This is a genomic window from Shinella yambaruensis (genome assembly GCF_050859155.1).
Classification (GTDB): Bacteria; Pseudomonadota; Alphaproteobacteria; order Rhizobiales; family Rhizobiaceae; genus Shinella; species Shinella yambaruensis.
In genome coordinates this window covers 4,407,467-4,434,239 of record NZ_CP150638.1, presented here as the reverse complement: position 1 = coordinate 4,434,239, position 26,773 = coordinate 4,407,467, and the positions used below count along the sequence as shown (strand labels likewise).

The following is a 26,773-nucleotide window of genomic DNA, read 5'->3' as shown; positions in this document are numbered from 1 at the left end:
TCTCCGGTTTTCCAGGCTGTTTCGGCGCGTTGCAGGCTTGAATTGCCGACGCGATCCCGCTTTCATAGAAAAATTGGATCCAATATACAATCGCGTTCTTCGCGGCGCCGCCGCGGCAGGGCTCTGTTGCCCCGCTCCCGGTTTCGACCTATGACCGATCGCTTCATTCCACCGGGGTTCGACGTGATGAAATTTGCTGCCGTCGATGTCAGGCAGGCCGCTTCGGCGGCCGATATCGTCTACGAGGCCCTGCGCAAGGCGATCATCGAGGGCGACCTTGCCGAGGGCGAGAACCTTCGGCAGGACCAGATCGCGCAGATGTTCAACATCAGCCGCATCCCCGTGCGCGAGGCCCTGTCACGGCTGGAGCAGCACGGCCTCATCACCACCCAGCGCTACAAGGGCGCCGTGGTGGCTGGCCTGTCGGTCGAGGAGATCGAGGAGATCTTCGAGTTCCGCGCGCTGATCGAGGCGGAGGTCATCCGCCTCGCCGTGCCCAATCTCGACCGGGAAACGCTGGAAAAGGCGCGGCGCTACTGCGATGCCTTCGACCGGGAGACCGACCCGCACCGCTGGGGCGAGATCAACCGCAACTTCCATTACAGCCTCTACGAGGCCTCGCGCCGGCCGTATTATCTGCAGAACGTGCGCTCCTCGCTCGACCGCATCGACCGGTATCTGCGCGCCCAGCTGACCTTCACCAACGGCGTGCCGCGCGCCGGGCGCGAGCACGAGGCGATCCTTGCCGCCTGCGAGCAGGGCGACGCGGAGCTCGCCTCGCGGCTGACGCGCGACCACATCCTCGATGCCGGCCGATCGCTGATGACGTTCCTGCGGGAGCAGCGCGGCTGAGCGGAAGGCTCCCCGGCCATTCGTTTGTCAGCAGCGCCTGCCTTGGACTACCCTATCGGCCGGAAGACCGGCGCGGCGCGAGCGGGAACCGCCGGCACCGCCTTTCGTCAAAACTCTTCCCAGTCCCCGTCGTTTCCCTTGTCCTGCCGCACGCCGAGGGCGCCTGCCAGCTTTTCGCCGAGCGCCAGGGCCGGCGAGGTGACGGGACGCGAACCGCCGGTGGCCGGCTTGACGTTCCACTGGCCGGGCGACTTGCGAGCCGGCGCCGGGGCGGGCGCAACGGGCGGCGGGGTGGCGGCGGACGACACGACATGCAGGTGCGGCGCGTGCACGGTACGGCCGGCAGCCGCGCTGCCGCCGACATTGAAGCGGCCGATCAGGGCGTTGAGCGCCTGGACCTCGGAGGCAAGGCCGTGGCTTGCGGCGGTCGTCTCCTCCACCATGGCGGCGTTCTTCTGCGTGCCCTGGTCCATCGCGTTGACGGCGGTGTTGATCTCCTGGAGGCCGGTCGACTGCTCACGCGCCGCCTCGACGATCGCCTGGACGTGGCCGTTGATCTCCTGCACCTCGGTGACGATCGCCTGCAGTGCGCGGCCCGTATCGTCGACGAGGGAGACGCCGGAGCGCACCTGCTCGCCCGAGGTGGTGATCAGCGCCTTGATCTCCTTGGCGGCCTTGGCCGAGCGCTGGGCGAGCTCGCGCACCTCCTGCGCCACGACGGCAAAGCCCTTGCCCGCCTCGCCCGCCCGGGCCGCTTCCACGCCCGCATTGAGGGCGAGGAGGTTGGTCTGGAAGGCGATCTCATCGATGACGCCGATGATGCTGGTGATCTCGCTGGAGGACTTTTCGATCTCCTGCATGGCCGAAACGGCGCGGCGCACGATCTCGCCGGATTTTTCCGCACCCGAACGGGTGCGTGCGACGAGCTGGCCCGCCTCCTCCGCCCGCCGGGTGGAATCCCTGACAGTGGTGGTGATCTGTTCCAGCGCGGCGGCGGTCTCCTCGACGGAGGCGGCCTGCTGCTCGGTGCGGCGCGAAAGATCGTCGGCCGCGGCGCGGATCTGGCTGGCGCCGGCATCGATCGCACGGGCATTCTCGCCGACCTCGCGCAGCGCATCGCTGAGGCGCGAGACGGAGGCGTTGAAATCCTCGCGCAGCCGGTCGAGGTCGCCGTCGAAGGGTTTTTCGATGCGGCAGGTCATGTCGCCGCTCGCAAGCCTGCCGAGCGCATCGGCAAGGCTGGCGACGGCCTCCTGCACGCGGCCGCTGTCGCGGGTGCGCTCGGCCTCGCGCGCCTGACGTTCGCCCTCGGCCCGACGGCGGTCTTCGTCGCTCTGGCGCTCCAGGCGCTGGCGCTCGGCGGCATTGTCGCGGAAGACGGCGACGGTGCCGGCCATCTCGCCGATCTCGTCGCTGCGGTCGGCATGGGGAATGGCGAGCGCCGTATCGCCGTCCGCCAGCTTCTTCATCGCGCCGGCAAGGCCGGTGAGCGGCCTGACGACGCGGCGGTTGACGAGGAAGATCGCGGCGATCGCCAGGCCCATGGAGATGGCAAGCGATGCCCAGGTCAGCGCAAAGGCCGAGCCTTCCTCGCTGCGCGCCGAAAGGATCGTCTCGTCGGTGACCTTCTGGGTGCTGGCGACAAGGTCGCCCAGCGAGGCGCTGATCGCGTCGGCGCTCGCCTGCATCGGCCCCTTGTAGACTTCCAGCGCCGGCCCCTTGGCGGCGATGGCGGAGAACTGGATGAGCTTTGCGGCGTCGTCGAGATAGGTCTTCAGCGCCGCCTTGATGCCGTCGACTTCCGTGGCCGTGGCGGCGTTGCCGCTGTTGGCCGCGCCATAGCTGTCGACCATGCCGGCAAAGGCATCGGCGCGCTCCTTGATCCGCCCCTCGATACGGCCGATCTCGTCTGGATCCATCGAGAGCAGGTGTTCGGAATAGATCGCATTGAGCTCGGCGAAGGCGTGGCTGAGCTGCAGGATGCGGCTCATCTCGGGCATGCGCTCCGCCCCGATGCGCTCGATATGGCCGGTCATCGCCGAGAGGGAGCGGAAGGCGACGGCGCCTTGCAGGGCGCCCAGCACGACCATGAGGACGAAGAGGGCGGGCAGGAGCCTGCTGATCCGGACATTACGCATGACAGTTCCCTGATTGTCTTCGGCGGCACGGCTTCGTGCGGATGCGCAGAAGTTTAGGAGCGGTCGTTTAACGCCGGCTTAATGGACAGTCCCGACCTCCTGCCTTGCCGGCCGCTTTTCCACACCCTACATGCGCAAGCGAACAGGAGTTTTCGATGATCCTCAACGCCGCCCGCCTTTCGCTCGCCAATCTCTTCGCCCCCGAGACGCGGGGCGTGTTCTGGAAGGTCATCGGACTCACCCTTCTCGCGCTCATCGTCCTGTGGTTCGGCCTTCGGGAAACCTTCATCGCCTTCGCCTGGCCCTTTCTGCAGGGCATGATGATGCCCGACCTGCCGGAATGGGCAGGCTGGCTCACCTTCGTCTTCGGCGTCCTCGCCAGCATCGGCCTCGCGCTCGGGCTCGCCCTCCTGCTCGCGCCGGTGACGGCGATCATCGCCGGCTTCTTCCTCGACGACGTCGCCGAGGTCATCGAGAAACGCGACTATCCCGCGCAGGCGCCCGGACGGGCGCTGCCGATGGGCCAGGCGATCGCCGGCTCGGTCAAGTTCCTCGGCGTCGTCATCCTCGGCAACCTTCTCGCGCTCTTCCTGCTGTTCATCCCCGGCATCAACCTCGTCGCCTTCTTCCTGGTCAACGGCTACCTGCTCGGCCGGGAGTTCTTCGAGTTCGCGGCGATGCGCCACCGCCCGCCGGCGGAGGCGCGCCTGTTTAGGGCCAAGCACGCCGCGACGGTGCTGATGGCCGGCCTGCTCATTGCCGCCTTCCTGGCGATCCCGGTCGTCAACCTGCTGACGCCGCTCTTTGCCGCCGGCCTCATGGTGCATCTCCACAAGGCGCTGAGCGGCAAGGATCCCGGCTTTTCACTGCGGCAGAACTGACGCGTCGTACATGGCCGCATAGTCGGCGTTCGGCGGGATCGGCGTGATCACGTCGATCATCACGCCGTTCGGATCGGCGGTGATGAAGTGGCGCTGGCCGAAGTCCTCGTCGCGGATGTCGCGCAGGATCGGCAGGCCGGCGGCGCGCACCGCCTCATAGACCGCATCGACGTCCTCCACCTCGAAGTTCAGCAGCAGGCCGGAAACCTTGCCGCGGCCGACGGCCGGGATCGTCTCGTGGCTGCCGTCGAGCACGGCGAGCGTCACCTTCTCGTCCTCGCTGGACTGCAGATGGATGTACCAGTCGCTGGTGAAGAGCGCCTCGAAGCGGAAATGCTTTTCGTAGAAGGCGGCGGTGCCCGCCACGTCGTCGGTCATGATCACCGGATAATAGCTGGTCGTCTTCATCGGGTTGCTCCTTTTCCGTTTTCCACATGTCGGACGGCAAACCACGTACGGTTTCGCTGGATTTGCCGGCGCGTTAAACATACAGTCTGCATGTTTCTATCAGTTAACATACATTCTGTTTGTATGTAAAGGGGAAAAATGGCACGCAGCAACAAGGAGCGTACGGAAGCGACCCGCCTCGCGCTGATCGAGGCGGCCCGGCGGCTTTTCGTGGACAGGGGATATGCGGACACGGCGACGCCCGACATCGTGGCAGAGGCCGGGGTGACGCGCGGCGCGCTCTATCACCATTTCGAGGACAAGAAGGCGCTGTTCCGCGCCACGCTGGAGCGCGAAGCGGAGGCCGTCGCCGCCCATATCGACACGGTCTCGCTGCCCGCCGGCTCGCCACGCGAGGCGCTGCTGCTCGGCGCCGCCGCCTATTTCGATGCCATGGCGGTGCCCGGCCGCACGCGCCTGCTGCTGCTCGAGGCGCCCGCCGTGCTCGGTTTCGAGAGCGCCGGCGCGATCGACCGGGACAATGCCGAGGGCACGCTGAAGGCAGGGCTTTCCGACCTCATCGGCAAGGGCGTGGACGCAGCAAGGCTGCAGGCCCTCACGGACCTCATCTCCGCCGCCTTCGACCGCGCGGCGATCGCCATCGAGACGGGCGCGGACCGCAAGGCCTATGAGGGCGCGGTCGCCAGCCTGCTGGACGGGCTCGTCAGGGCGTAGGGCCGAAAAGCTGCGGCGGCAGCTCCACGAGCGGCGCCGGCACGTCGCAGGTCTTTTCCGGCGACTTGCACAGATCGGCGATGATACAGTGCTCGCATTCCGGCCGGCGCGCCTTGCAACAGTACCGCCCGTGCAGGATCAGCCAGTGATGCGCGTGATAGAGATATTCGTCCGGGATGATGCGGATCAGCCGGTCCTCCACCTCGTCCGGCGTCTTACCGGGCGCGAGGCGGAGGCGATTGGCGATGCGGAAGATATGCGTATCGACCGCCAGCGTCGCCTCGCCGAAGGCCATGGACAACACCACATTCGCCGTCTTGCGCCCGACGCCGGGCAGCATGACCAGCTCCTCGCGGGTGCGCGGCACCTCGCCGCCGAAGCGGTCGACGAGCATCCGGCTGAGCGCGATGACGTTCTTGGCCTTGTTGCGGTAAAGGCCGATCGTCTTGATATGGTCGCGGACCTTTTCCTCGCCGAGCGCCAGCATCTTTTCCGGCGTGTCGGCGACCTTGAAGAGCGCGCGGGTCGCCTTGTTGACGCCGGCATCCGTCGCCTGGGCGGACAGCGCCACGGCGACGACGAGCGTGAAGGGATTGACGTGCTCCAGCTCGCCCTTCGGCTCCGGCCGCTGGATGGAGAAGCGCCGGAAGATCTCCTTCAGCTCGTCCTGCGAATAGAGGCTCTTCGGCCGTGCCGGCGCCTTGCGCCGGGGCGCCGCTTTCTTCTTGATCGTTCCGTTTTCCATGGTGCTTCCGCAGGACGCATGTCATCGCGCAAAACCGCTACACAGTTTTGCGCGACTTGCTTATAGTCATGCCCCATGACGCAAGGCAACGCCGACATCACGATGAACGACCTGCCGGTCTTTTCCGCCGAACTGCACCCCTACCGGTCGCTCGGGCGGAGCGGCCACCGCATCTTCTTCCTCATCGCGGGCGCGCTCAGCTTCGCCCACATGGCCGTTTTCATGATCTCCGGCGCCTGGCCGGTCGTCCTGTTCTTCGGTCTCGATTTCCTCGTGCTCTTCGGCGCCTTCTGGCTGAACAACCGGGCGGCGAAGGCCCGCGAGGTGGTCTTACTCTCGCGCACCAACATCTCGATCCGCAAGATCAGCCCGTCGGGCCGCGAGACCGAGCACGTCTTCAACCCGTTCTGGGCGCGCTTCCTCGTCTCGCGCAAGGCGAAGATCGGCATCACCGCCATGCATGTGCGCGGCAACGGCCGCCAGACGGATGTCGGCACCTTCCTGCCGCTCGACGACCGCGAACGCTTCGCCTCGGCCTTTTCCGGCGCGCTGGCGCGGGTCAAGCGCGGCTACTGAGCGTCGTTCTCATCCGGTCCCGGACGCAAGGCGCCGCAAGTCCTCGCTCGATTGGCCCGACCGCAGGAATCGGGTGGCGGGGACGCCGGCGGCATGCTTTTCTGGCGGCACAGGAGAAGAACGATGAACATTGCCGCAACCCTGAAGACCGACATCACGCCCGAGGGCGACGACTACGCGACCGTCCGCCGGGTCATCGAGCTGATTACCGAGGACTATCGCGAACAGCCGGGCCTCGACGAAATCGCCGGCCGGCTCGACCAGTCGCCGACGCAGCTGCAGAAGACCTTCACCCGCTGGGCCGGCCTCTCGCCGAAGGCCTTCCTGCAAGCGGTGACGCTCGACCATGCCAAGCGGCTGCTGCGCCAGGAGGAACTGCCGCTGCTCGAGACGAGCTTCGAGGTCGGCCTTTCCGGCCCGGGCCGCCTGCACGACCTCTTCGTCACGCACGAGGCGATGTCGCCCGGCGAATGGAAGGCGCGCGGCGCGGGCCTGACGATCCGCTACGGCCTGCACCCCTCGCCCTTCGGCGGGGCGCTCGTCATGATCACCGACCGCGGCCTTGCCGGCCTTGCCTTCACCGACGAGGCCGACGGCATGGACGCTTTCGAGGACATGTCCTCGCGCTGGCCGAACGCGCATTATGTGGAAGACCGAGAGGCGACCGCCGCCTATGCGGAACGCATCTTCGACCCGAAGCGCTGGGATCCCAAGGCGCCGCTGCGCGTCGTGCTGATCGGCTCGGATTTCCAGGTCCGCGTCTGGGAGGCGCTCTTGCGCATTCCGATGGGCTGCGCGGTCACCTATTCGTCGATCGCCGAAAAGCTCGGCCAGCCGACCGCCTCGCGCGCCGTCGGCGCCGCCGTCGGCCGCAACCCCATCTCCTTCGTCGTGCCCTGCCACCGGGCGCTCGGCAAGAGCGGGGCGCTGACGGGCTACCACTGGGGCCTGACGCGCAAGCGCGCGATGCTGGGCTGGGAATCGGGCAAGGCCTGAAAACGGAAAGGCCGGCGGAAACGCCGGCCTTGTCCTTGAATGCACGTCCACTTCCTCCGTCATCCTCGGGCTCGACCCGAGGATCCAGGCGGCGCTTGCGGCGTGGATGGTCGGGTCAAGCCCGACCATGACGAAGGAGAGGGCAGCGGGCTGGAGATGCCGGCAAGAGCGGTGGCGATGGGACGCCAGCGGAGCAGATTGCCGCCGCGCGCCCCTGCTTGCGCACCGTTGCTCAGTGCGCGCCCGACATGTCCCCGAGCACGTCCTTCGACTTCACCGTCGAATCCGCGTTCAGCACGTAGACCATCGGCACGCCGGTGGCGAGGTTGAGCTTCAGGATCTCTTCCTTGGAAAGCTTGTCGAGCACCATCACCAGCGAGCGCAGCGAATTGCCGTGGGCGGCGACGAGCACCTTCTCGCCGCGCAGCACGCGGGGCAGGATCTCCGTGAGATAGTAGGGCCAGACGCGGGCGCCGGTATCGCGCAGGCTCTCGCCACCCGGCGGCGGCACGTCGTAGGAGCGACGCCAGATATGCACCTGCTCCTCGCCCCACTTGGCGCGGGCATCGTCCTTGTTGAGGCCCGAGAGGTCGCCGTAGTCGCGCTCGTTCAGCGCCTGGTCGCGAATCGTTTCCAGGCCGGGCTGGCCGATCTCGTCGAGGATGAGCGACAGCGTCTTCTGCGCGCGGGAAAGATCGGAGGTAAACGCGACATCGAACTTGATTCCGGTCTCGGCGATCGCCTTGCCGCCGGTCTTGGCCTCCTCGACGCCGAGCGCCGTCAGGTCCGGATCGCGCCAGCCGGTGAAGAGGTTTTTCAGGTTCCATTCGCTCTGGCCGTGGCGAACGAGGACGAGGGTTCCGCTCATATGGTCTGTCTCCCGAGGGTTGGCATCGTTCCGAAACGTGGATACCGGTTTTCGGAACGATGCGAAAAAGAAAGAAAAAGTCAGTTGAGCCCGAGCACGTCGAGCATGGAATAGAGGCCGGGCTTCCTGTCGCGCGCCCAGAGCGCCGCCTGCACGGCACCGCGGGCGAAGATCGAGCGGTCCGTCGCGCTGTGCGACAGGGTCACGATCTCGCCCTCGCCGGCCAGCATCACCGAATGGTCGCCGATGACCGAGCCGCCGCGCAGCGTGGCAAAGCCGATCGAGCCCGCGGGGCGTGGCCCGGTATGGCCGTCGCGCACGCGCACCGAATGGTCGGCCAGCGAAATGCCGCGGCCCTTCGCGGCGGCATCGCCGAGCAGCAGCGCGGTGCCCGAGGGCGCATCGACCTTGTGCTTGTGGTGCATTTCCAGCACCTCGATGTCCCAGTCGCCGGGGCCGAGAGCGCGGGCGGCGGTCTCGGTGAGGACGCCGAGCAGGTTGACGCCGAGGCTCATATTGCCGGACTTGACGATGCGGGCGTGGCGGGCGGCGGCCTTGATCTTCTCGTCATCGGCCGGCGAGCAGCCGGTGGTGCCGATGACATGCACGATGCGCGCCTGCGCGGCGAGGCCGGCAAATTCGATCGTTGCGGCGGGCGCCGTGAAATCCAGGACGCCCTCCGCCGCGACGAAGGCTTCGAGCGGCTTGTCGGTGACGGGAACGCCGATCGGCCCGAGGCCGGCCAGCTCTCCCGCGTCGCGGCCGATGAAGGGCGAGCCTTCGCGCTCGACCGCCGCGAAGACCGCCGCGCCCTCGATCGCGTGGATCGTGCGGATCAGCGTCTGGCCCATGCGGCCCGCCGCCCCCACGACGACCAGCTTCATTGCGTTGCCGCTCATGTCCCGTTCCATCCCTTCTGCGGAGCGCCGGCGCGCTCCCGTTCCTGTCTTTCCGCAAGGCTGCCCGTTTTGGAGCGGCCTATTTGCCCGTGCTGCCGGCGGCGGGTGCCTGGAGGCTGTTGAGGCGAGCGTAGAGGCCGTTCTCCCGGCTCGCAAGCGCCTCGTGCGTGCCCTCTTCGGCGACCGTTCCGCCCTGCATGACGATGATCTTGTCGGCCCGCACGATGGTGGAGAGCCGGTGCGCGATGACGACCACGGTGCGCCCGCTCATCGCCTCGTCGAGCGCCTTCTGCACCGCCTGCTCGGATTCCGTGTCGAGCGCCGAGGTCGCCTCGTCGAGCAGGAGGATCGGCGCACCCCGCACCAGCGCACGGGCGATCGACAGCCGCTGGCGCTGGCCGCCGGAAAGCGTCACGCCGTTCTCGCCGACGGGCGTGTCGTAGCCGAGCGGCTGGGCGAGGATGAAATCATGCGCATAGGCATGGCGCGCCGCCTCCTCGATCTCCGCATCCGTCGCATCGGGGCGGCCGTAGCGGATATTGTCGCGGATCGTGCCCTCGAAGAGATAGGGCTGCTGGGAGACATAGGCGATGGCGTTGCGCAGCGACTGTTTCGTCACATGGGCGATGTCCTGCCCGTCGATGAGGATCTCGCCCTCTTCCGGATCGTAGAAGCGCGGGATGAGGTTGATGACCGTCGACTTGCCGGCGCCGGACGGTCCGACGAGCGCGGTCGTGCGGCCGCCCTCGGCGGTGAAGCTCACGCCCTTGAGGATCGCCTCGTTTTCCGAATAGCCGAAGCGCACGCCCCGGAAGGTGATCGTGGCATCGGAAACGACGAGCGGCCTTGCATCCGGCCGGTCGGCCTGGCGCGGCTTCAGGTCGAGGACCTCGTAGATCATGCGGGCATTGACGACCGCGCGTTCCAGCGAGACCTGCAGGCGGGCAAGGCGCTTTGCCGGGTCGTAGGCCATCAGCAGCGCCGCGACGAAGGAGAAGAAGGCGCCCGGCAGCACGCCGCCATAGATCGAGCGATAGGCGGCATAGGCGAGCACGCCGGCGATCGCCGCGCCGGCGAAGGTCTCGGTCATGGGCGCGGTGCGCTCGGTCAGCCGCGCGATGCGGTTGGAGCGGCTTTCGGCCCGGTCGATGATGCCCTCGACCTTGGCCTTCAGCTGCGCCTCCATGGTGAAGGCCTTGACGATGGCGATGCCCTGGATCGTCTCCTGCATGGCGCCGAGCACATGGCTGTTGAGCTCGACGGATTCGCGCGTGGCGCTGCGCAGGCGCCTGGAGACGTAGCGCAGGCCGATCAGCAGCGGCGGGGCGACGACGAAGACGATCAGCGTCAGCAGCCAGTCCTTGGAGATCATCACGCCGATGAGGGCGACGAGCGTCAGGAAGTCACGCGCGACCGACGTCACCGTCATGTTCAGGACATCGCGGATGCCGGTGACGTTCTGGCTGATCTGGGCGGCGAGATAGGCCGAGCGCGATTCGTTGAAATAGCCGACGCTGAGCGCCATCAGGTGCGAATAGAGCCGGCGCTGGTAGCGCGCGACGATGTTGTTGCCGATCTTCGACAGGATGACGGCCTGGTAATAGGTGGCAAAGCCGCGCAGCACGAAGGCGATGAAGATCGAGCCGCAGATGAGGGCGACGAGGTCGGCGCGCTTGTTGGCGAAGGCCTCGTTGACCACCGATTCCATGATCCAGGCGGTAAAACCCGTCGTGCCGGCGACGACGGCGAGGCAGAGGATGGCCAGAACATAGCCACGGACGTGCTCGCGGCCGTTTTCGGCGATGATGCGCTTGAGCACGGTGGCGACGGTGTCGGAGCTGACGTGTGGGCGCTCGGTTCGACTCTTATCGGCCAATAAACTGACTTTCCTGCACGGTCCTGCGGCACCGGGAGGATGTGCCGCGCTGGATCCGCTCTATAGGGGCTCGGCCCCTCTTTGGCGAGTCCGCGGCGCGGCGAAGCGCCAGCGGAGGCTTCACCTTTTCCAGTGGCGTCCCTCGGTTGCAACACCAAAGCGGTCCGGCATGCGCGCGAAGGCGGCAAGACCGGCAAGGGCTGCGACCGGATGGGTGACCACATAGGTCGGGATTGTCTTCAAAAGCGCGCTGTGCGGCGCCTTGTCCTCGAAGGCGGAGCGGAATTCCGGCCCGCGCAGGGCGGGGAGGATCTTCTGCGAGATGCCGCCGGCCAGGAACACGCCGCCCTTGGCCATGAAGATCATCGCCATGTCGCCGGCGACACGGCCGAGATAGGTGGAGAACAGCGAGACGGTCTCGATCGCCGCGCGGTCCTCCTGCGCCAGCGCCTTGGAGGTCACGTCCGCCGGGGTCTCGAGCGGGGCATCGACGCCGTCCGCAGCCGAAACGGCATGGTAGATATTCATGATGCCGCGGCCGCACAGCAGTTGCTCGGCGGAAATGCGGCCCTCGATCGGCTCGAGGAAGGGCCAGATCTGGTGGTCGCGCTCGCTGCGCGGGCCGACATCCACATGCCCGCCCTCCCCCGGGACCGGGATCCAGCTGTGGCGCGCATAGACGAGGCCGGCGACGCCGAGCCCCGTGCCGGGGCCGAGCACCGTGCGCGAGGCGGCGTGCCGCTCGGTGCCGGGGCCGATCTTCTCGCGGTCCCCCTCACTGAGCGAGGCGATGGCGAGCGCCTGCGCCTCGAAATCGTTGACGAGCAGCACGTCGTCGAAGCCGAGATTGGCGATCATGTCGCGCGGGCGCACGACCCAGGGGCAGTTGGTCAGCGGCACCTCGTCGCCCTCGATGGGGCCGGCGAGCGCGAGAATGGCCGAACGCGGCTGCACCGAGGTCGTGTCGAGGATGCATTGCTGGAGCGCGTCGTCGATATTCTTGAAATCGGCCGTCTGGACGATCGGGAACTGCTTCGGCTCGGCGAAGGCATCGACCAGCAGGGCAAAGCGCGCATTGGTGCCGCCGATATCGCCGATCAGGATGGGAAAGGGGAAGTTCGTTTCGCTGTCGTTCGGCCGTACCATCAGGCTGTCCCGTTCATTTCGCGTGGAGGTGGTTTCCGGTGAACGTGCCGTCAAACGGCGGCAAAGTCGAGCAGATGTTCGGCCGTCGCGCGGTTCAGCGCCATCGGAATGTCGTAGACGATGGCGAGCCGCATCAGCGCCTTGACGTCGACGTCGTGCGGCATGGGGGTCAGCGGGTCGACGAAGAAGATGAGGAGATCGACCTCGCCCGTCGCGATCAGCGCGCCGATCTGCTGGTCGCCGCCGAGCGGACCGCTCTTGAGGCGGGTGACGTCGAGGCCCGGACAGGCCTCCAGCACCCGGCCGCCCGTCGTGCCGGTCGCGACGATCTTCGCCTGCGCCAGCACCTTCTCGTTGTTAAGCGCGAAGGCGGCCATGTCGTCCTTCTTCTCGTCATGCGCGATGAGCGCGATGCATTTCTGGCGCGACATGGCGTTCCCCGCGATTTTAAATCGATTTGATCGCCTTATACAAAAGCAGCGGGAGCTTGAAAAGCCCCAGCCCGACATGCCCCTCATCCGGCTGCCGCCACCTTCTCCCCGCAAGCGGGGCGAAGGGATATGTGGAAAAGGCATTCCTTCCCATCCAATGCTGGTTGCTTAGGAAAAGGGTGCCTCCTTCCCTTCGCCCCGCTTGCGGGGAGAAGGTGGCGGCAGCCGGATGAGGGGCGTGCAGGGTTTATGCAGCGCTACTGGAACGGCCGCGGGATCGGGATCGGCACGATGGCCGGCAGCAGCGTGTCGGCGGCGATCACCGATTCGATGGAGGCCGCCGGGCTTTCGCCGCCGCCGGAGAAGGCGAGCGCGGTGGAGGAAACACCGCCATTGCCCTGATAGGTCACTTCCTGCTCGGAGGCGGGCGAAGCACTGGCGAGCACCGTGCTGCAGGCGTTCGGCAGGTCGGAGAGCTTGACATAGCGCGGCTTGACGGGCTTGGCGTCCTTCTTCGGCGTGGGCTTTGCCCACGGCTCCTTGGTGAACCACCAGGCGAGCGACTGGTCGCAGCCGTCGCCGGCCGGCACGCGGGCCTGCGGCTTGCAGCCGGCCGCGCCTTCCGGGCACTTGATGCGGATATGGAAGTGCTCGTCATGGCCGTAGATCGGCCGCACCTTGCCGAGCAGCGCGCGGTCGCCCTGCCAGGTCTCGCACAGCTTCTTCTTGATGGCCGGGTTGACGAAGACGCGCTCGACCTGCGGGTAGCTCGCCGCCTTCATGACCAGCCGGGCGTGCGTGGACGTCCAGCGGCGCGAATCGACGGTCAGAAACTTGCTCTTGTCGAGCATGGAGGTGAAGGGCAGCTTTTCGCGCTCCTCGGCCGAAAGCCGGCGGTCGGGCATGGGCGTGAACCAGATGTCGGCGTCGAGCCCGACCTGGTGCGAGGCATGGCCCGACAGCATCGGCCCGCCGCGCGGCTGGGAAATATCGCCGAGCAGCAGCCCCGGCCAGCCGAGCTTCTGCGCATCCTGCGAAAACTGTTCGATGAGCGCGATCATGTCGGGATGCCCCCAGCGCCGGTTGCGCGACAGGCGCATGGCCTGCCAGGACGGGCCGTCCGTCGGGATCGCCACCGCGCCGGCAATGCAGCCCTTGGCATAGGAACCATAGGGGCTCGCCGCCATTCTGGCCGGCAGGCGCTTGGCGCCGAACAGTTCCTTGGCCGGCCGCTCCTCGGCGGCAAGCGGCCCGGCAAGCGCGGTCAGCGCAAGTCCGGCGGCAAGAAGGCAGGTGGTCAATCGGGAAAGCATGGAATGCACGGGCGTCGTCCGGTCTGAAAATCGCAATCGCTGACGAAAGGTTAAGGGATCATCCTTTCGCGGAAGTGAATCGTCGCCCGGAATAGGCAGGCCAAAAACCGCCCCTTTCATGGCAGGCCTGTCATTTGCCCGGATTTTGCCTATTCTCTGGTTCACGCTTCGGCAAACGAAACGAAAGGGATTTCGGCATGCAGGCAGCCTCCGGGAAAATCGTGTTCACCATCGCCCTCGCCCTGTCGCTGTCGGCCGCGAGCGGTGCAAGGGCCCAGGAGGCGAAGGAGCCCGTCTGGCGCACCGGCATCTCGACCATCGGTGAATTGAAGCGCCCGGGCGGCTTCGATCGCTTCGACTATGTCAATCCGGACGCGCCGAAGGGCGGCGAATTGAAACTGTCCGAGACCGGCACATTCGACACCTTCAATCCCATTCTCTCGAAGGGCGAGGCCGCGACCGGCGTCACGTCCCTCGTCTTCGACACGCTGCTGAAATCCGCCGACGACGAGATCACCGCCTCCTACGGCCTGCTCGCCGAAGCCGTCTCCTATCCCGACGACATCGCCTACGCCACCTTCCGCCTGCGCCCGGAGGCGACGTGGGCCGACGGCCAGCCGGTGACGCCCGACGACGTGATCTTCTCCTTCGACAAGTCTAAGGAGCACAATCCGCTTCTTGCCAACTACTACCGCCACGTGATTTCCGCGGAGAAGACCGGCGAGCGCGACGTCACCTTCCGCTTCGACGAGAAGAACAACCAGGAGCTCCCCAACATTCTCGGCCAGTTCCCGATCGTGCCCAAGCACTGGTGGGAAGGAACGGACGCCAAGGGCAACAAGCGCGACATCGGCCGCACGACGCTGGAGCCCGTCATGGGCTCCGGGCCTTACAGGATCGCCTCCTTCCAGGCAGGCGGCTCGATCCGCTTTGAGCGGCGCGACGACTATTGGGCCAAGGACCTCAACGTCAATGTCGGCCAGAACAATTTCGGCGTGATCAGCTACACGTTCTTCGGCGACCGGAATGTGGAGTTCGAGGCCTTCCGCGCCGGCAATGTCGACTTCTACCGCGACAACAGCTCCAGCCACTGGATGACGGCCTATGATTTTCCGGCGGTGAAGGACGGCCGCATCGTGCGCGAGGAGATCGAAAATCCGCTGCGTGCCGTCGGCATCATGCAGGCCTTCGTGCCGAACCTGCGCCGCGAACGGTTCAAGGACCAGCGGGTGCGCGAGGCACTGAACTACGCCTACGACTTCGAAAGCCTCAACAAGAACCTCGCCTATGGCAGGCTCAACCGCATCGACAGCTATTTTTGGGGCACCGAGCTGGCCTCCTCCGGCCTGCCGGAAGGGCGCGAAAAGGAAATCCTCGAGGAGCTGAAGGACAAGGTCCCGCCCGCCGTCTTCACCACGCCCTATACCAATCCCGTCGCCGGCGACCCGCAGAAGACACGCGAGAACCTGCGCAAGGCCATGATGCTCTTCAAGGAGGCGGGCTACGAGCTCAAGAACAGGAAGATGACGAACGTCAAGACGGGCGAGCCCTTCGGCATCGAAATCCTGCTCTCCAATCCTTCGCAGGAACGCACCGTCCTGCCCTATGTCAAGAGCCTCAACGACATCGGCATCGATGCCCGCATCCGCACGGTGGACGCCTCGCAGTACACCAACCGCGTGCGCGCCTTCGACTATGACATGATCTACGGCATCTGGGCGCAGACGCTGGTGCCGGGCAACGAGCAGAGCGATTACTGGGGCTCGGCCTCCGTCGACCAGCAGGGCTCGAAGAACTATGCCGGCATCGCCGATCCCGCGATCGACGAACTGATCCGCCGCATCGTCTTTGCGCCGAACCGTGCCGAACTCGTGGCGACGACCCATGCGCTCGACCGCGTCCTGCTCGCCCATCACTATCTGGTGCCGATGTTCTATTCCAAATCCCAGCAGGTCGCCTATTGGAACCACCTCGCCCGCCCGGCGGAACTGCCCTATTACAGCCTCGGTTTCCCCGACGTCTGGTGGTCGAAGAATGCCGCGAAATGAGCCGGGGCTTGCGCCGTGCGGCGTCCTCGGCTCCATATAGCGATGACGAATCACCGCCGCGCGAAGCGGCGGCAGAAGGAAGGTTTGGGCTTGACCGACGGGACTGCGCCAAGACGAGAAGACCGGCAACCGGCTGCAGCGGGTAATCGCTGATGGGCGCCTATATCCTGCGACGCATCCTGCTGATGATCCCGACGATCTTCGGCATCATGGCGATTTCCTTCGCGATCGTGCAGTTCGCCCCCGGCGGCCCGGTCGAGCAGGTGATTTCCGACCTCACCAGCCAGAGTTCCGGCGACCGCCTCTCCGGCGGTGGCGGCGACGTTTTGCAGGATATCGGGCAGGACAGCGCCTATCGCGGCGCGCGCGGCCTCGATCCGGAATTCATCGCCAAGCTGGAAAAGCAGTTCGGCTTCGACAAGCCGCCGCTCGAACGCTTCTTCACCATGATGTGGGATTATCTGCGCTTCGATTTCGGCGAGAGCTTCTTCCGCAACACCTCCGTGGTCGACCTGATCGCCCAGAAGATGCCGGTCTCCATCTCGCTCGGCGTGTGGATCCTCGTCTTCTCCTACGCCATCTCCATCCCGCTCGGCATCCGCAAGGCGGTGAAGGACGGCTCGGCCTTCGACGTGTGGACCTCGGGCATCATCATCATCGGCTACGCCGTGCCGAGCTTCCTCTTCGGCATCCTCCTCATCGTGCTCTTCGCCGGCGGCTCCTTCCTCGACTGGTTCCCGCTGCGCGGCATCGTCTCGGACAATTTCGACAGCCTCGCCTGGTGGCAGAAGCCGCTCGATTACATGTGGCACATGACGCTGCCGCTGATCACGCTTCTGCTGTCCGCCTTCGCCACGACCACGCTCCTGACGAAGAATTCCTTCATCGACGAGATCAAGAAGCAGTATGTCACCACCGCCCGCGCCAAGGGCCTCACCGAGCGGCAGGTGCTCTACGGCCACGTCTTCCGCAATGCCATGCTGATCATCATCGCCGGCTTCCCCGGCGCCTTCATCTCGGCCTTCTTCACCGGCTCGCTGCTCATCGAATATATCTTCTCGCTCGATGGCCTCGGCCGCCTCGGCTATGATTCCATCGTGCGGCGCGACTATCCGATCGTTTTCGCGACGCTGTTCATCTTCTCGCTGATGGGCCTCGTCGTCAGCCTCATCTCCGACCTCATCTACACCTGGGTCGATCCGCGCATCGATTTCGAGCGGAGGGACGTGTGATGAGCGCCGTCACGGAGACAACGCCGATCGCCCCGCCGAGGAAGGGCCTGCTCAACCCGACGAACCTGCGCCGCTGGGAGAATTTCAAGGCGAACCGTCGCGGCTACTGGTCGCTGTGGATCTTCCTCGTCATCTTCGTCCTCAGCCTGTTCGCCGAATTCATCGCCAACGACCGGCCGATCCTCGCTTCCTACAAGGGCGAGATCCTCGTTCCCGTCCTTGTCGACTATCCGGAGGAGAAGTTCGGTGGCTTCCTTGCCGAGACGGACTATCGCTCGGACTTCATCACGGAAGAGATCGAGGCCAATGGCTGGATGGTCTGGCCGCCGATCCGCTATTCCTACAACACGACGAATTCCAACATCCCGCATTCCGCGCCGACGAAACCCTTCTGGCTGATGGCCGGGGACGAGCGCTGCGCCGGCTATCCGGGCGGCGCGGCGGACCCGAACTGCACGCTCGCCAACCTCAACTGGCTCGGCACCGACGACCAGGCGCGCGACGTGCTCGCCCGCGTCATCTACGGCTTCCGCATCTCCGTGCTGTTCGGTCTCGTGCTCACCATCGCCTCGGCGATCGTCGGCGTGACGGCGGGCGCCGTGCAGGGCTATTTCGGCGGCTGGACGGACCTCCTGATGCAGCGCTTCATCGAGATCTGGTCCTCGATGCCGGTGCTCTACATCCTGCTGATCATCGCCGCCATCCTGCCGCCCGGCTTCTGGATCCTGCTCGGCATCATGCTGCTCTTCTCCTGGGTCGGCTTCGTCGGCGTGGTGCGCGCCGAATTCTTGCGCGCGCGGAACTTCGAATATGTGCGGGCGGCCCGCGCGCTCGGCGTCGGCAATGCCACGATCATGTACCGGCACCTCCTGCCGAACGCCATGGTGGCGACGCTGACCTTCCTGCCCTTCATCCTGTCGGGCTCGATCACCACGCTCACCTCGCTCGACTTCCTCGGCTTCGGTATGCCGCCGGGCTCGCCCTCGCTCGGGGAGCTGGTCGCGCAGGGCAAGAACAATCTCCAGGCGCCGTGGCTCGGCCTCACCGCCTTCGTCGTCATGTCCGTCATGCTGTCGCTGCTGATCTTCGTCGGCGAAGCGACGCGCGACGCCTTCGATCCGAGGAAGACCTTCCGGTGAGCGATCCCCAAACCATCCTGTCCGTCCGCGACCTCTCCGTCGCCTTCCACCAGGGCGGCAACACCACGCTCGCCGTCGACCGCGTCTCCTTCGACATCCGGCGCGGCGAGGTCGTGGCGCTTGTCGGCGAATCCGGCTCCGGCAAGTCCGTGACGGCGAATTCGATCCTGAAGCTGCTGCCCTACCCGGCCGCGAGCCACCCCTCCGGCGAGGTCCATTTCAACGGCAAGGACCTCTTGAAGGCCTCCGATACGACGCTGCGGAACGTGCGCGGCAACGATATCACGATGATCTTCCAGGAGCCGATGACCTCGCTCAATCCGCTGCACTCCATCGAGCGGCAGATCGGCGAGATCCTGAAGCTGCACCAGGACATCGAAGGCCCGGCCGCGCGCGCCAAAATTCTCGAACTGCTCAACCAGGTCGGCATCCGCGAGCCGGAAAAGCGCCTCGCCGCCTATCCGCACGAGCTGTCCGGCGGCCAGCGCCAGCGCGTGATGATCGCCATGGCGCTCGCCAACCGCCCGGAGCTATTGATCGCCGACGAGCCGACCACCGCGCTCGACGTCACCGTGCAGGCGCAGATCCTGGAACTCCTGAAGTCGCTGAAGGAAGAGCATGGCATGTCCATGCTCTTCATCACCCACGACCTCGGCATCGTCCGCAAGTTCGCCGACCGGGTCTGCGTGATGACCAAGGGCAAAATCGTCGAGACCGGCCCGGTGGAGGAGATCTTCTCCAGCCCGCAGCACGCCTATACCCGCCACCTGCTCGCCGCCGAGCCCAAGGGCGAGCCGCGCCCGGGCGACGACAGCCAGCCCGTCGTCATCGAGGCGGAGGACGTCAAGGTCTGGTTCCCGATCAAGGCCGGGTTTCTCCGCCGAGTCGTCGATCACGTGAAGGCCGTCGACGGCATCGACCTGAAACTGCGCGCCGGCCACACGCTCGGCGTGGTGGGCGAATCCGGCTCCGGCAAGACGACGCTCGGCCTCGCGCTGACGCGGCTCATCGCCTCGAAGGGCCGCATCGCCTTCGTCGGGCAGGATATTGCCGGCCATTCCTTCAGCGAGATGCGGCCCTTGCGCCGGCGCATGCAGATCGTCTTCCAAGATCCCTTCGGCTCGCTCTCGCCGCGCATGTCGGTCGCCGATATCGTCGCGGAGGGCCTGAAGGTCCACGAGCCGTCGCTCTCCGAGGCGGAGCGCGACCGCCGCGTCGCCGCCGCGCTGGAGGAGACCGGCCTCGATCCCACGACACGCTGGCGCTATCCGCACGAATTCTCCGGCGGCCAGCGCCAGCGCATCGCGATCGCCCGCGCCATGGTGCTCAAACCCGAATTCGTCATGCTCGACGAGCCGACCTCGGCGCTCGACATGAGCGTGCAGGCGCAGGTGGTGGAGCTCCTGCGCGACCTGCAGGCCAAGCACAATCTCGCCTATCTCTTCATCAGCCATGACCTCAAGGTCGTGCGCGCGCTCGCCAACGACATCATCGTCATGCGCGGCGGTCAGGTGGTGGAGAAGGGGCCGGCCAGGGACATCATCGAACGGCCGCACGAGGCCTATACCAGGGCGCTGATGGCCGCCGCCTTCAATCTCGAAGCGGTCCGCAGCGAGAGCATCCGCCAGTAAGGCATTTTTTATACATTATCCGACGCCGAAGCGATTTCGCTTCGGCTGAAATGCTTCATCAGGAACCAGCATGCAGACGAAAAGCCCTGTCATCATCGATCTGAAATTCGACCAGGAGCAGGTCGCCGCCGCGCTGAAGGGCGCCTTTGCGGACCGCGAGGTGATCAACCTCTCGCATCCGGCAAACCGCAACCGCGACCTCTCGGGCATCGACTATGCCGTGGTCTGGAAGCCGGGCGCCGATCTCTTCTCACGGGCGAAGGACCTGAAGGTGGTGTTTTCCGGCGGCGCGGGCGTCGACCATGTGCTGACGCTGCCGGGCCTGCCCGACGTGCCGCTCGTGCGCTTCGTCGACGAGACGCTGACGACGCGCATGAGCGAATGGGTGGTGATGCAATGCCTGCTGCACCTGCGCCAGCACCAGGCCTACGAGGCGCAGCGGGCAGCGCGCGTCTGGCGCGAGCTCGCCCAGCCCGAAGCGAGGGACCTGACCGTCGGCATCATGGGTTTCGGCGTGCTCGGCCAGGATTCGGCCAGGAAGCTGAAGACGCTCGGCTTCGACGTCATCGGCTGGTCGAAGAGCGGCCGCAAGGTGGAGGGCTTCGAGACCTTCGACGAGGCCGGCCTCGACGCCTTCCTCGGCAGGACCGACATCCTCGTCGGCCTCCTGCCGCTGACGCCGGAGACGAAGGGCATCTACAATACCGGCCTCTTCACCCGCCTCAGCCGCAAGGGCCCGTTCGGCGCGCCGGTCTTCATCAATGCCGGCCGCGGCGGCAGCCAGGTGGAGGCCGATATCGTCGCCTCCCTCAACGACGGCACGCTGCACGGCGCCTCGCTCGACGTCTTCGAGCAGGAGCCGCTACCGCTCGAAAGCCCGTTCTGGTCGATGGACAAGGTGTTCATGACGCCGCATGCCTCGGCGGCATCGGATGTCGCCGCGCTTTTCCGCCACGTCGCGGCGCAGATCGAACGGCTCGAAAGCGGCAGGCCGCTGGAGCATCTGGTCGACCGCAGCGCAGGATATTGAGACCCCGCTTGCGCCGGCCGGCGCAGCCCGGCGCGTGTCAGGGCCGGCGATAGCCGGTCGGCTGCGCGTAGAGCCAGCCGATGCGCTCGATGGCCGCATCCAGCCCCTCGCGCGCCACGCTCATCGTATGGCCGTTGGCGTGGATGATGGTCGCCTCGTCTTCCATGATCGCCACATGGCCCTTCCAGAAGACGAGGTCGCCGCGGCGAAGCGCGCCGCGCTCGATCGGCGTGCCGAGGCCGGCGGCCTGCATGTCGCTGTCGCGCGGCGCGGTGCGGCCCGTCATCATCATCGAAAGCTGCACCAGGGCCGAGCAGTCGAGGCCGAAGCCCGAGCGGCCGCCCCACAGATAGGGCGTCTCCAGGAACCGGGCGGCGATGGCGACATAGTCGTTCCCTGCCCTCTCCCCGATCGCAAGGCAGTGACCGGCAACGACCGACTGGCCGCCGGCGAGCGTCAGGTAGCGGGTGCCGCGCGTCTCGCTCTCACCGGCAACCGTTACCCGGCTACCGATCGACAGGGCGAAGGCGGCGGGCGTGCGCAGGTCCGGGCCGGAATAGGCGAAGGTGCGCGGCACGACGACGACATGGGTCGCTGCAGGGGTCGCCGCAGGGCCGTCCGCATCGAGCGCCGCCTCCGGCAGGTAGCCGACATAGCCGTCGAAATCGGATTTCACCCAGGCCCAGCCCTCCGCCCGATCGAGCACGCGCACGCCTTCGCCGAACAGGAGCTCGGTATCGATGCCGGCGGCGGCATCCGGCCGGGGGCGCAGCGCGGCGACGGGCTGCGCCACGACGGCCGGCGTGCCCGTGACATAGTGCGCGGCCGCGACGGTGCCGCGCAGGGCCTCCTCGGCAAGGTCCGGTCGGAAGGCGTTGAGGCGGCGGTCTGGAAGGGCGTTCATGGATCTGATCTCACGGGGCCGTTTCAACGGGCCGTTTCAGGGGTTTTGCGCGCGGCCCCGGGCGATGATGAGATCGCCGAGGCGTTCGAGATAGAGCGCGCCGTCCACGGTGCGCTTGATGATGACGTTGCGGCGATCGCGGTCGTCGCGCATGCGGGTGACGAGGCCCTGCTCGCCCATCGTGTCGAGCGCGCGGGTGATCACCGGCTTGGTCACGCCCAGCTTCGCCGCCAGCCCCCGCACCGTGTGCGGCGGGGGCACCAGATAGATCTCCAGCAGGATCGCCATCTGGCGCAAGGTCAGGTCGCGTCCATCCTCATGGACCTGCTGGAGCGTCACCGCGTGCCAGAGGCCGAGCGCCTGCGATGGGGTCAGATCTAGCGGCACGGCGTCTCCGGGCAGGACGGCATTTTCGTTACGATACCGTATCGTTTACCGGAAGAAAAGCCGCCGCCTCAGGCCGTCGCCTTGCGCAGGTGATGGTAGAGTGCGCGAATGGCCTGCGCCTCGCCGCCGACGGGCGAATGCGGCCGCTCGGCCTGCGCCCAGCCGTAGATATCGAAATGCGCCCAGCACTTGTTGCGGGTAACGAAGCGCTTGAGGAACAGCGCCGCGGTGATCGAGCCCGCCATGCCGCCCGCGGGCGCGTTGGTGAGGTCGGCGATGCGGGCGGAGACGTCCTTGTCGTAGCCCATGTGAAGCGGCATGCGCCACATTGGGTCGTCGACCGTCAGGCTCGCCTCGGTGAGGTCGTGGGCAAGGTCCTCGTCGTCGGTGAAGAAGGGCGGCAGGTCGGGGCCGAGCGCGACGCGCGCGGCGCCCGTCAGCGTCGCCATGTCGATGACGAGGTCGGCCTCCGCCTCGTCCGCATAGGCGAGCGCATCGGCAAGGATCAGGCGACCCTCGGCATCGGTGTTGTCGATCTGCACGGTGAGGCCCTTGCGGCTCCTGTAGATGTCGCCGGGGCGGAAGGCGTTGGCGGAGATCGCGTTCTCCACCACCGGCAGGAGCACGCGCAGGTCCACCTTCAGCTTGGCATCCATGATCATCAGCGCGAGGCCCATGACATTGGCCGCCCCGCCCATGTCCTTCTTCATCAGGAGCATGGAGGAGGCCGGCTTGATGTCGAGGCCGCCGGTATCGAAGCAGACGCCCTTGCCGACGAGCGTCACGCGCTTGTGGCCCTTCTTGCCCCAGGTGAGTTCGAGCAGGCGCGGCGCCTGCGCGGCGGCGCGGCCGACCGTGTGGATGAGCGGGAAATTCTCCTTGAGGAGATCATCGCCCATGATGACGGAGACCTTCGCCTTGTAATGTTCGCCGAGCGCGCGAAAAGCGTCCTCCAGCGCGTCCGGGCCCATGTCGTTGGTCGGCGTGTTGATGAGGTCACGGGCAAGGAAGACGCCGGCGATCTGGCGCTTGATGTCGGTGGCGTCCGCATCGCTGGGGATGAGCAGGGTCGGGGCTTCGGCGGCGGAGGCCTTGTAGCGCTCGAAGCGGTAGCTGCCGAGGCCGTAGCCGAGCGCGAGGCGGTTGGCCGTCAGCGGCGCGGTCTCGATATGCCAGTCGCCGGCCGGCAGCGCGCGGGCGAGCCTGCCCGTCAGGAACGGCGCGTCGGACGGGTTCTTGCCGAGGCCGAAGAGCGCGCCGCCGAGATGGCCGTCCGCCGTCGGCACCATCAGCAGCGCCCCGGATTCCGCCTTGAAGCCGGCCTTCCTTGCCCAGTCGAGCGCGATCGGGTCGATCGTGCCGGTCTCGATATGGGCCGGCGTGATCGCGAAGATCGGCAGCGTCCTGCCGTTCTTCGTGTTGAAGGGAGAGGGCCGGTCGATGAACTGGAAGGGGGCCATGGCGGAACCTTTGGGCAGGGCTTGAGAATCAGGCGATTAACACTCTGTTAGGGTTAACAGATTATTGCTGGAGTGGAGATTGCGGCGTGATTCCTTGACCGCCGCGACATGCGGGAATCGCTTCGGGGACAGATCATGGCCGCTTCCGTCACGCGTACGTCACTTCGCGCTGGATTTTTGAGAGGCGCAGCATGTCTTGCCATCGCGGTGGCAATGGCGGGCTGCGCGGGCAAGAGCAACATCACGACCGGCTCCATTCCGAAAATGTCGAAGCCGGTGTCCGAGATGAATGCGACGGAACTGCGGGGCGCCGCCGATACGATCGGCCGGGCCTATGCGAAGAACCCCAAGGACCGCACCGTCGGCATGAACTATGCCAATGTGCTGCGCATGAACGGGCGCAACGACCAGGCGCTCGCCGTCATGCAGCAGGTCGCCATCAACAATCCGAGCGACCGCGAGGTGCTGGCGGCCTATGGCAAGGCGCAGGCCGCCGCCGGCCAGCTCGAGCAGGCGCTGAACACGATCCTGCGCGCGCAGACGCCGGACCGGCCGGACTGGCGGCTGAAATCGGCCGAAGGCGCGATCCTCGACCAGCTCGGCCGCGCTGGTGAAGCCCGCGCGCGCTATCGCGAGGCGCTCGACATCAATCCGAACGAGCCGTCGGTGCTCTCCAATCTCGGCATGTCCTATCTCCTGGCGAGGGACCTGAAGACGGCCGAGACCTATCTGCGCTCCGCCGCCTCCCAGCCCGGCGCCGACAGCGGCGTGCGCCAGAACCTCGCGCTCGCCGTCGGCCTCCAGGGCCGTTTCCAGGAGGCGGAGACCATCGCCCGCCGCGAACTGACCTCCGAGCAGGCCGAGGCGAACGTCACCTATCTGCGCTCGATGATGACCCAGCAGAACGCCTGGAAGAAGCTCGCGGCCGACGACAGCGGCAACACCAACTGATCCGTTTCTCCGATGCGCGGACGTAAAACCGCCTTACAGTTCTGCTGGAACTGCTCGTAACTCGCTCCCAAGCACGACCTCGCCCCGGCCGATATCTCGACCGGGGCGCTTTTTTGATCGGCCCGCAGCCTCTTTTAGAAGCGGTCGGAGACCTGGATGCCGGCGGGGCCGAGGATCACGGCGACAAGCACCGGCAGGAAGAACAGGATCATCGGCACGGTCAGCTTCGGCGGCAGGGCGGCGGCCTTCTTCTCCGCCTCGTTCATGCGCTGGTCGCGGCATTCCTGGGCGAGAACGCGCAGCGCCTGGGCGAGCGGCGTGCCGTAGCGCTCCGCCTGGATGAGGGCCTGCGTCACGGCTTTCACCGTATCGAGGCCGACGCGCGTGCCGAGGTTCTCGTAGGCCGCGCGGCGCTCCTGGAGGAAGGAGAGTTCCGCGGTGGTCAGCACCAGCTCCTCTGCCAGCTCCGGCGAGGCCATGGCGATCTCGCCGGCCACGCGCTTGAAGGCGACCTCGATGGAAATGCCGGACTCGACGCAGATCAGCATCAGGTCGAGCGCATCAGGCCAGGCGCGCTTGATCGAAAGCTGGCGCTTCGACACCCGGTTGGAGATGTAGAGGTTCGGCGCGTAGAAGCCGATATAGGCGATGACGACCGTCGCCAGGATGCGCATCGCCAGCGGCTTGTCGCCGAGATAGCCGAGGAAGAAGATGTAGAAGGCGCCGATGGCGGCGAAGACGAAGGGCAGCACGAAGCGCGCGAAGAGGAAGATGTTGAGCGCGTTCTGAGAGCGGTAGCCGGCCTGGCGCAGCCGGTTCATCGTATGGGCGTCGACCAGCGCCTCGCGCAGGTTCAGCCGCTCGACGACCTGGCGCACGGAGGTGTTGTGCTGGGCACGCAGCGACGCCTTGCTCTGGGAGGCTTCGGCGTTCATGCGGGCGCGTTCGCGCGCGCGCATCTGCTCGCGCTCCAGCGCCACGGACTTCATGCGCTTGTCGAGATCGCCGCGGTCGAGATAGGGAGCGGCGAGCGTGTAGAAGGTCGCGAGCACCGCGATCATCACGAAGGCCGGCAGCAGCACGGCCGGATCGGTAAGGGTGGTAACGAGTCCCGACATGCCCCTGCCCCTCAGATGTCGAAGTTGATCATGTTGCGCATCACCAGGATGCCGATGGACATCCAGACGGCGGAGATGCCGAGGATGAGATGGCCGCGCGGATCCTGGAACAGGATCACGATATAGTCGGGCGAGGTCAGGTAGACGAGGAAGGCGACGATGAACGGCAGGGCGCCGATGATGGCGGCCGAGGCCTTCGCCTCCATCGAGAGCGCGCTCACCTTGGCCTTCATCTTGCGCCGCTCGCGCAGGACGCGGGAGAGGTTGCCAAGCGCCTCGGACAGGTTGCCGCCGGCCTGGCTCTGGATCGCGATGACGATGGAGAAGAAGTTGACTTCCTGCAGCGGGATGTTGGTGAACATGCGCGCGCAGGCTTCCGGAACGCTGAGGCCGACCTGCTGCGCCTCGACGAGCCGGCGGAACTCGGTGCGCACCGGTTCCTGGCCTTCGGCGGCGATCAGGCGCAGCGCGTCGGTCAGCGGCAGGCCGGACTTGATCGAGCGCGTCATCACGTCGAGCGAGTTGGGGAACTCCTCGAGGAACTTGTTCATCCGTCGCTTGACGAGGTAGCCGACGACCCAGCGCGGCAGGCCGGCACCGGCGATGAAGGCCGCGCCGAGGCTGACGAGCAGGCCCGAGCCGGCAAGCAGGGCCAGAAGGAAGACGAAGATGCCGGCGGCGGCGCTGAGAAGGTAGAACTGCGGGATGCTGATCGAGAACCCGGCCTGGACCAGCTTCGCCTTCAGGGTGGTGGCGGCGCGCTTGGTCTGTTCCTGCTGCTTCTTTTCAAGGTCCTTCAGCGAATCCTGCACCGACTTGCGCCGCTTGGACAATTCCTGCATGCGGTCGCGCGCGGCCTTGGCCTTGCCCTGGTCGGTTTCGGCGGCCTGGACGCGGCGCATGCGGCTTTCCGTCTTCTTCGCCGCCTCGATGCGCGAGAAGAGCAGGCCATAGGCAAGGCCCGCGGTCGAAAGGGCCGCCAGGGCGAAGATCGCGACGATGGTGATATCCAGTCCGAACATCCCGGCCC

At 66.4% G+C, this 26,773-nt stretch carries 25 protein-coding genes; 11 read left to right on the top strand and 14 right to left on the bottom strand.

Going from position 1 to position 26,773, the window contains the following annotated elements; translation table 11 throughout:
- Positions 1 to 186 precede the first annotated feature (186 nt).
- Positions 187 to 852, top strand: coding sequence for a GntR family transcriptional regulator (locus WMC41_RS21520; RefSeq protein WP_288078708.1), 666 nt, complete (start codon positions 187 to 189; stop codon positions 850 to 852).
- Positions 853 to 959: 107 nt separating this feature from the next.
- On the opposite strand, the gene WMC41_RS21515 is transcribed toward WMC41_RS21520, so the two are convergent.
- Entirely contained in the window at positions 960 to 2,990 is a 2,031-nt protein-coding gene (locus WMC41_RS21515; RefSeq protein ID WP_432346286.1) for a HAMP domain-containing methyl-accepting chemotaxis protein, read from the bottom strand.
- A gap of 155 nt (positions 2,991 to 3,145) precedes the next feature.
- Between WMC41_RS21515 and WMC41_RS21510 the strand changes: the two genes are divergently transcribed.
- Positions 3,146 to 3,871: a sulfate transporter family protein gene (locus WMC41_RS21510; RefSeq protein WP_432346284.1), complete on the top strand. Its 726-nt coding sequence runs from the start codon at positions 3,146 to 3,148 to the stop codon at positions 3,869 to 3,871.
- Here WMC41_RS21510 and WMC41_RS21505 read toward each other — a convergent pair.
- Positions 3,854 to 4,279, bottom strand: coding sequence for a VOC family protein (locus WMC41_RS21505; RefSeq protein WP_244770353.1), 426 nt, complete (start codon positions 4,277 to 4,279; stop codon positions 3,854 to 3,856). The two genes, WMC41_RS21510 and WMC41_RS21505, sit on opposite strands and share 18 nt — an antisense overlap.
- 138 nt (positions 4,280 to 4,417) lie before the next feature.
- Here WMC41_RS21505 and WMC41_RS21500 point away from each other — a divergent pair, with 138 nt between their 5' ends.
- On the top strand, positions 4,418 to 4,993 hold the full coding sequence (locus WMC41_RS21500) for a TetR/AcrR family transcriptional regulator (protein ID WP_432346282.1): 576 nt from the start codon (positions 4,418 to 4,420) through the stop codon (positions 4,991 to 4,993).
- Here WMC41_RS21500 and nth read toward each other — a convergent pair.
- Positions 4,983 to 5,738 carry an endonuclease III gene (gene nth, locus WMC41_RS21495; protein WP_432346280.1) on the bottom strand — a complete coding sequence of 252 codons (756 nt, stop codon included), beginning with the start codon at positions 5,736 to 5,738 and terminating at the stop codon, positions 4,983 to 4,985. The two genes, WMC41_RS21500 and nth, sit on opposite strands and share 11 nt — an antisense overlap.
- 75 nt (positions 5,739 to 5,813) lie before the next feature.
- On the opposite strand from nth, the gene WMC41_RS21490 reads away from it, so the two are divergent.
- Together WMC41_RS21490 and WMC41_RS21485 are read left to right on the top strand one after the other, a co-directional pair.
- On the top strand, positions 5,814 to 6,314 hold the full coding sequence (locus tag WMC41_RS21490; protein ID WP_432346278.1) for a DUF2244 domain-containing protein: 501 nt from the start codon (positions 5,814 to 5,816) through the stop codon (positions 6,312 to 6,314).
- 123 nt (positions 6,315 to 6,437) lie between these two features.
- Entirely contained in the window at positions 6,438 to 7,310 is an 873-nt protein-coding gene (locus WMC41_RS21485; RefSeq protein WP_272807263.1) for a bifunctional helix-turn-helix domain-containing protein/methylated-DNA--[protein]-cysteine S-methyltransferase, read from the top strand.
- A 232-nt stretch (positions 7,311 to 7,542) separates the two neighbouring features.
- Here WMC41_RS21485 and WMC41_RS21480 read toward each other — a convergent pair whose 3' ends face one another.
- The 6 genes from WMC41_RS21480 to mepA form a co-directional block, all read right to left on the bottom strand.
- Positions 7,543 to 8,178 (bottom strand): 2,3-bisphosphoglycerate-dependent phosphoglycerate mutase, encoded by a 636-nt coding sequence (locus WMC41_RS21480; protein WP_133035461.1) that lies wholly within the window; start codon positions 8,176 to 8,178, stop codon positions 7,543 to 7,545.
- 80 nt (positions 8,179 to 8,258) lie between these two features.
- Positions 8,259 to 9,077, bottom strand: a complete 819-nt coding sequence (dapB, locus tag WMC41_RS21475; protein ID WP_244770358.1) for a 4-hydroxy-tetrahydrodipicolinate reductase — start codon at positions 9,075 to 9,077, stop codon at positions 8,259 to 8,261.
- Positions 9,078 to 9,156: 79 nt separating this feature from the next.
- Positions 9,157 to 10,953: an ABC transporter ATP-binding protein gene (locus tag WMC41_RS21470; protein ID WP_244770359.1), complete on the bottom strand. Its 1,797-nt coding sequence runs from the start codon at positions 10,951 to 10,953 to the stop codon at positions 9,157 to 9,159.
- Between the two features lie 120 nt (positions 10,954 to 11,073).
- Positions 11,074 to 12,099 (bottom strand): glucokinase, encoded by a 1,026-nt coding sequence (locus tag WMC41_RS21465; RefSeq protein WP_432346274.1) that lies wholly within the window; start codon positions 12,097 to 12,099, stop codon positions 11,074 to 11,076.
- A 50-nt stretch (positions 12,100 to 12,149) separates the two neighbouring features.
- A complete protein-coding gene (locus WMC41_RS21460; protein WP_432346272.1) occupies positions 12,150 to 12,530 on the bottom strand; it encodes a methylglyoxal synthase in 381 nt (126 codons plus the stop codon).
- 257 nt (positions 12,531 to 12,787) lie between these two features.
- Positions 12,788 to 13,843 (bottom strand): penicillin-insensitive murein endopeptidase, encoded by a 1,056-nt coding sequence (gene mepA / locus WMC41_RS21455; protein WP_244770362.1) that lies wholly within the window; start codon positions 13,841 to 13,843, stop codon positions 12,788 to 12,790.
- A 197-nt stretch (positions 13,844 to 14,040) separates the two neighbouring features.
- Between mepA and WMC41_RS21450 the strand changes: the two genes are divergently transcribed.
- The 5 genes from WMC41_RS21450 to WMC41_RS21430 all read left to right on the top strand — a co-directional run bounded on the left by WMC41_RS21450 (position 14,041) and on the right by WMC41_RS21430 (position 20,923).
- Entirely contained in the window at positions 14,041 to 15,891 is a 1,851-nt protein-coding gene (locus WMC41_RS21450; protein ID WP_432346270.1) for an extracellular solute-binding protein, read from the top strand.
- 152 nt (positions 15,892 to 16,043) lie between these two features.
- The gene (locus tag WMC41_RS21445) at positions 16,044 to 17,123 is read left to right on the top strand and encodes a microcin C ABC transporter permease YejB (protein WP_432346268.1); all 1,080 of its coding nucleotides are present in this window, start codon (positions 16,044 to 16,046) and stop codon (positions 17,121 to 17,123) included.
- A complete protein-coding gene (locus WMC41_RS21440) occupies positions 17,123 to 18,262 on the top strand; it encodes an ABC transporter permease (RefSeq protein ID WP_432346266.1) in 1,140 nt (379 codons plus the stop codon). The genes WMC41_RS21445 and WMC41_RS21440 overlap by 1 nt, the downstream gene beginning before the upstream one ends.
- Positions 18,259 to 19,893, top strand: coding sequence for an ABC transporter ATP-binding protein (locus WMC41_RS21435; RefSeq protein ID WP_432346264.1), 1,635 nt, complete (start codon positions 18,259 to 18,261; stop codon positions 19,891 to 19,893). The genes WMC41_RS21440 and WMC41_RS21435 overlap by 4 nt, the downstream gene beginning before the upstream one ends.
- Before the next feature lie 70 nt (positions 19,894 to 19,963).
- The gene (locus tag WMC41_RS21430) at positions 19,964 to 20,923 is read left to right on the top strand and encodes a 2-hydroxyacid dehydrogenase (RefSeq protein ID WP_432346262.1); all 960 of its coding nucleotides are present in this window, start codon (positions 19,964 to 19,966) and stop codon (positions 20,921 to 20,923) included.
- A 37-nt stretch (positions 20,924 to 20,960) separates the two neighbouring features.
- Here the strand turns inward: WMC41_RS21430 and WMC41_RS21425 are convergent, their stop codons facing one another.
- The 3 genes from WMC41_RS21425 to WMC41_RS21415 form a co-directional block, all read right to left on the bottom strand.
- A complete protein-coding gene (locus tag WMC41_RS21425) occupies positions 20,961 to 21,827 on the bottom strand; it encodes an NlpC/P60 family protein (protein ID WP_432346260.1) in 867 nt (288 codons plus the stop codon).
- 36 nt (positions 21,828 to 21,863) lie between these two features.
- On the bottom strand, positions 21,864 to 22,214 hold the full coding sequence (locus tag WMC41_RS21420; protein ID WP_244770368.1) for a MarR family transcriptional regulator: 351 nt from the start codon (positions 22,212 to 22,214) through the stop codon (positions 21,864 to 21,866).
- A 68-nt stretch (positions 22,215 to 22,282) separates the two neighbouring features.
- Positions 22,283 to 23,674, bottom strand: coding sequence for a leucyl aminopeptidase family protein (locus WMC41_RS21415; RefSeq protein WP_432346257.1), 1,392 nt, complete (start codon positions 23,672 to 23,674; stop codon positions 22,283 to 22,285).
- A gap of 213 nt (positions 23,675 to 23,887) precedes the next feature.
- Between WMC41_RS21415 and WMC41_RS21410 the strand changes: the two genes are divergently transcribed.
- Complete coding sequence (locus tag WMC41_RS21410) at positions 23,888 to 24,625, top strand: tetratricopeptide repeat protein (RefSeq protein WP_432348394.1); 738 nt, start codon at positions 23,888 to 23,890, stop codon at positions 24,623 to 24,625.
- A 134-nt stretch (positions 24,626 to 24,759) separates the two neighbouring features.
- Here the strand turns inward: WMC41_RS21410 and WMC41_RS21405 are convergent, their stop codons facing one another.
- Both WMC41_RS21405 and WMC41_RS21400 read right to left on the bottom strand, forming a co-directional pair.
- Positions 24,760 to 25,743 (bottom strand): type II secretion system F family protein, encoded by a 984-nt coding sequence (locus tag WMC41_RS21405; protein ID WP_244770371.1) that lies wholly within the window; start codon positions 25,741 to 25,743, stop codon positions 24,760 to 24,762.
- Between the two features lie 11 nt (positions 25,744 to 25,754).
- A complete protein-coding gene (locus WMC41_RS21400; protein WP_432346255.1) occupies positions 25,755 to 26,765 on the bottom strand; it encodes a type II secretion system F family protein in 1,011 nt (336 codons plus the stop codon).
- Between the last annotated feature and the right edge of the window lie 8 nt (positions 26,766 to 26,773).

What these genes read in the sequence shown, in the direction of transcription:
- WMC41_RS21520 (WP_288078708.1), top strand. Translation starts at nt 187, where the DNA reads ATGAAATTTGCTGCCGTCGATGTCAGGCAGGCCGCTTCGGCGGCCGAT.
- WMC41_RS21515 (WP_432346286.1), bottom strand. Translation starts at nt 2,990, where the DNA reads ATGCGTAATGTCCGGATCAGCAGGCTCCTGCCCGCCCTCTTCGTCCTC.
- WMC41_RS21510 (WP_432346284.1), top strand. Translation starts at nt 3,146, where the DNA reads ATGATCCTCAACGCCGCCCGCCTTTCGCTCGCCAATCTCTTCGCCCCC.
- WMC41_RS21505 (WP_244770353.1), bottom strand. Translation starts at nt 4,279, where the DNA reads ATGAAGACGACCAGCTATTATCCGGTGATCATGACCGACGACGTGGCG.
- WMC41_RS21500 (WP_432346282.1), top strand. Translation starts at nt 4,418, where the DNA reads ATGGCACGCAGCAACAAGGAGCGTACGGAAGCGACCCGCCTCGCGCTG.
- nth (WP_432346280.1), bottom strand. Translation starts at nt 5,738, where the DNA reads ATGGAAAACGGAACGATCAAGAAGAAAGCGGCGCCCCGGCGCAAGGCG.
- WMC41_RS21490 (WP_432346278.1), top strand. Translation starts at nt 5,814, where the DNA reads ATGACGCAAGGCAACGCCGACATCACGATGAACGACCTGCCGGTCTTT.
- WMC41_RS21485 (WP_272807263.1), top strand. Translation starts at nt 6,438, where the DNA reads ATGAACATTGCCGCAACCCTGAAGACCGACATCACGCCCGAGGGCGAC.
- WMC41_RS21480 (WP_133035461.1), bottom strand. Translation starts at nt 8,178, where the DNA reads ATGAGCGGAACCCTCGTCCTCGTTCGCCACGGCCAGAGCGAATGGAAC.
- dapB (WP_244770358.1), bottom strand. Translation starts at nt 9,077, where the DNA reads ATGAGCGGCAACGCAATGAAGCTGGTCGTCGTGGGGGCGGCGGGCCGC.
- WMC41_RS21465 (WP_432346274.1), bottom strand. Translation starts at nt 12,099, where the DNA reads ATGGTACGGCCGAACGACAGCGAAACGAACTTCCCCTTTCCCATCCTG.
- WMC41_RS21460 (WP_432346272.1), bottom strand. Translation starts at nt 12,530, where the DNA reads ATGTCGCGCCAGAAATGCATCGCGCTCATCGCGCATGACGAGAAGAAG.
- mepA (WP_244770362.1), bottom strand. Translation starts at nt 13,843, where the DNA reads ATGCTTTCCCGATTGACCACCTGCCTTCTTGCCGCCGGACTTGCGCTG.
- WMC41_RS21450 (WP_432346270.1), top strand. Translation starts at nt 14,041, where the DNA reads ATGCAGGCAGCCTCCGGGAAAATCGTGTTCACCATCGCCCTCGCCCTG.
- WMC41_RS21445 (WP_432346268.1), top strand. Translation starts at nt 16,044, where the DNA reads ATGGGCGCCTATATCCTGCGACGCATCCTGCTGATGATCCCGACGATC.
- WMC41_RS21440 (WP_432346266.1), top strand. Translation starts at nt 17,123, where the DNA reads ATGAGCGCCGTCACGGAGACAACGCCGATCGCCCCGCCGAGGAAGGGC.
- WMC41_RS21430 (WP_432346262.1), top strand. Translation starts at nt 19,964, where the DNA reads ATGCAGACGAAAAGCCCTGTCATCATCGATCTGAAATTCGACCAGGAG.
- WMC41_RS21425 (WP_432346260.1), bottom strand. Translation starts at nt 21,827, where the DNA reads ATGAACGCCCTTCCAGACCGCCGCCTCAACGCCTTCCGACCGGACCTT.
- WMC41_RS21415 (WP_432346257.1), bottom strand. Translation starts at nt 23,674, where the DNA reads ATGGCCCCCTTCCAGTTCATCGACCGGCCCTCTCCCTTCAACACGAAG.
- WMC41_RS21410 (WP_432348394.1), top strand. Translation starts at nt 23,888, where the DNA reads ATGGCGGGCTGCGCGGGCAAGAGCAACATCACGACCGGCTCCATTCCG.
- WMC41_RS21405 (WP_244770371.1), bottom strand. Translation starts at nt 25,743, where the DNA reads ATGTCGGGACTCGTTACCACCCTTACCGATCCGGCCGTGCTGCTGCCG.
- WMC41_RS21400 (WP_432346255.1), bottom strand. Translation starts at nt 26,765, where the DNA reads ATGTTCGGACTGGATATCACCATCGTCGCGATCTTCGCCCTGGCGGCC.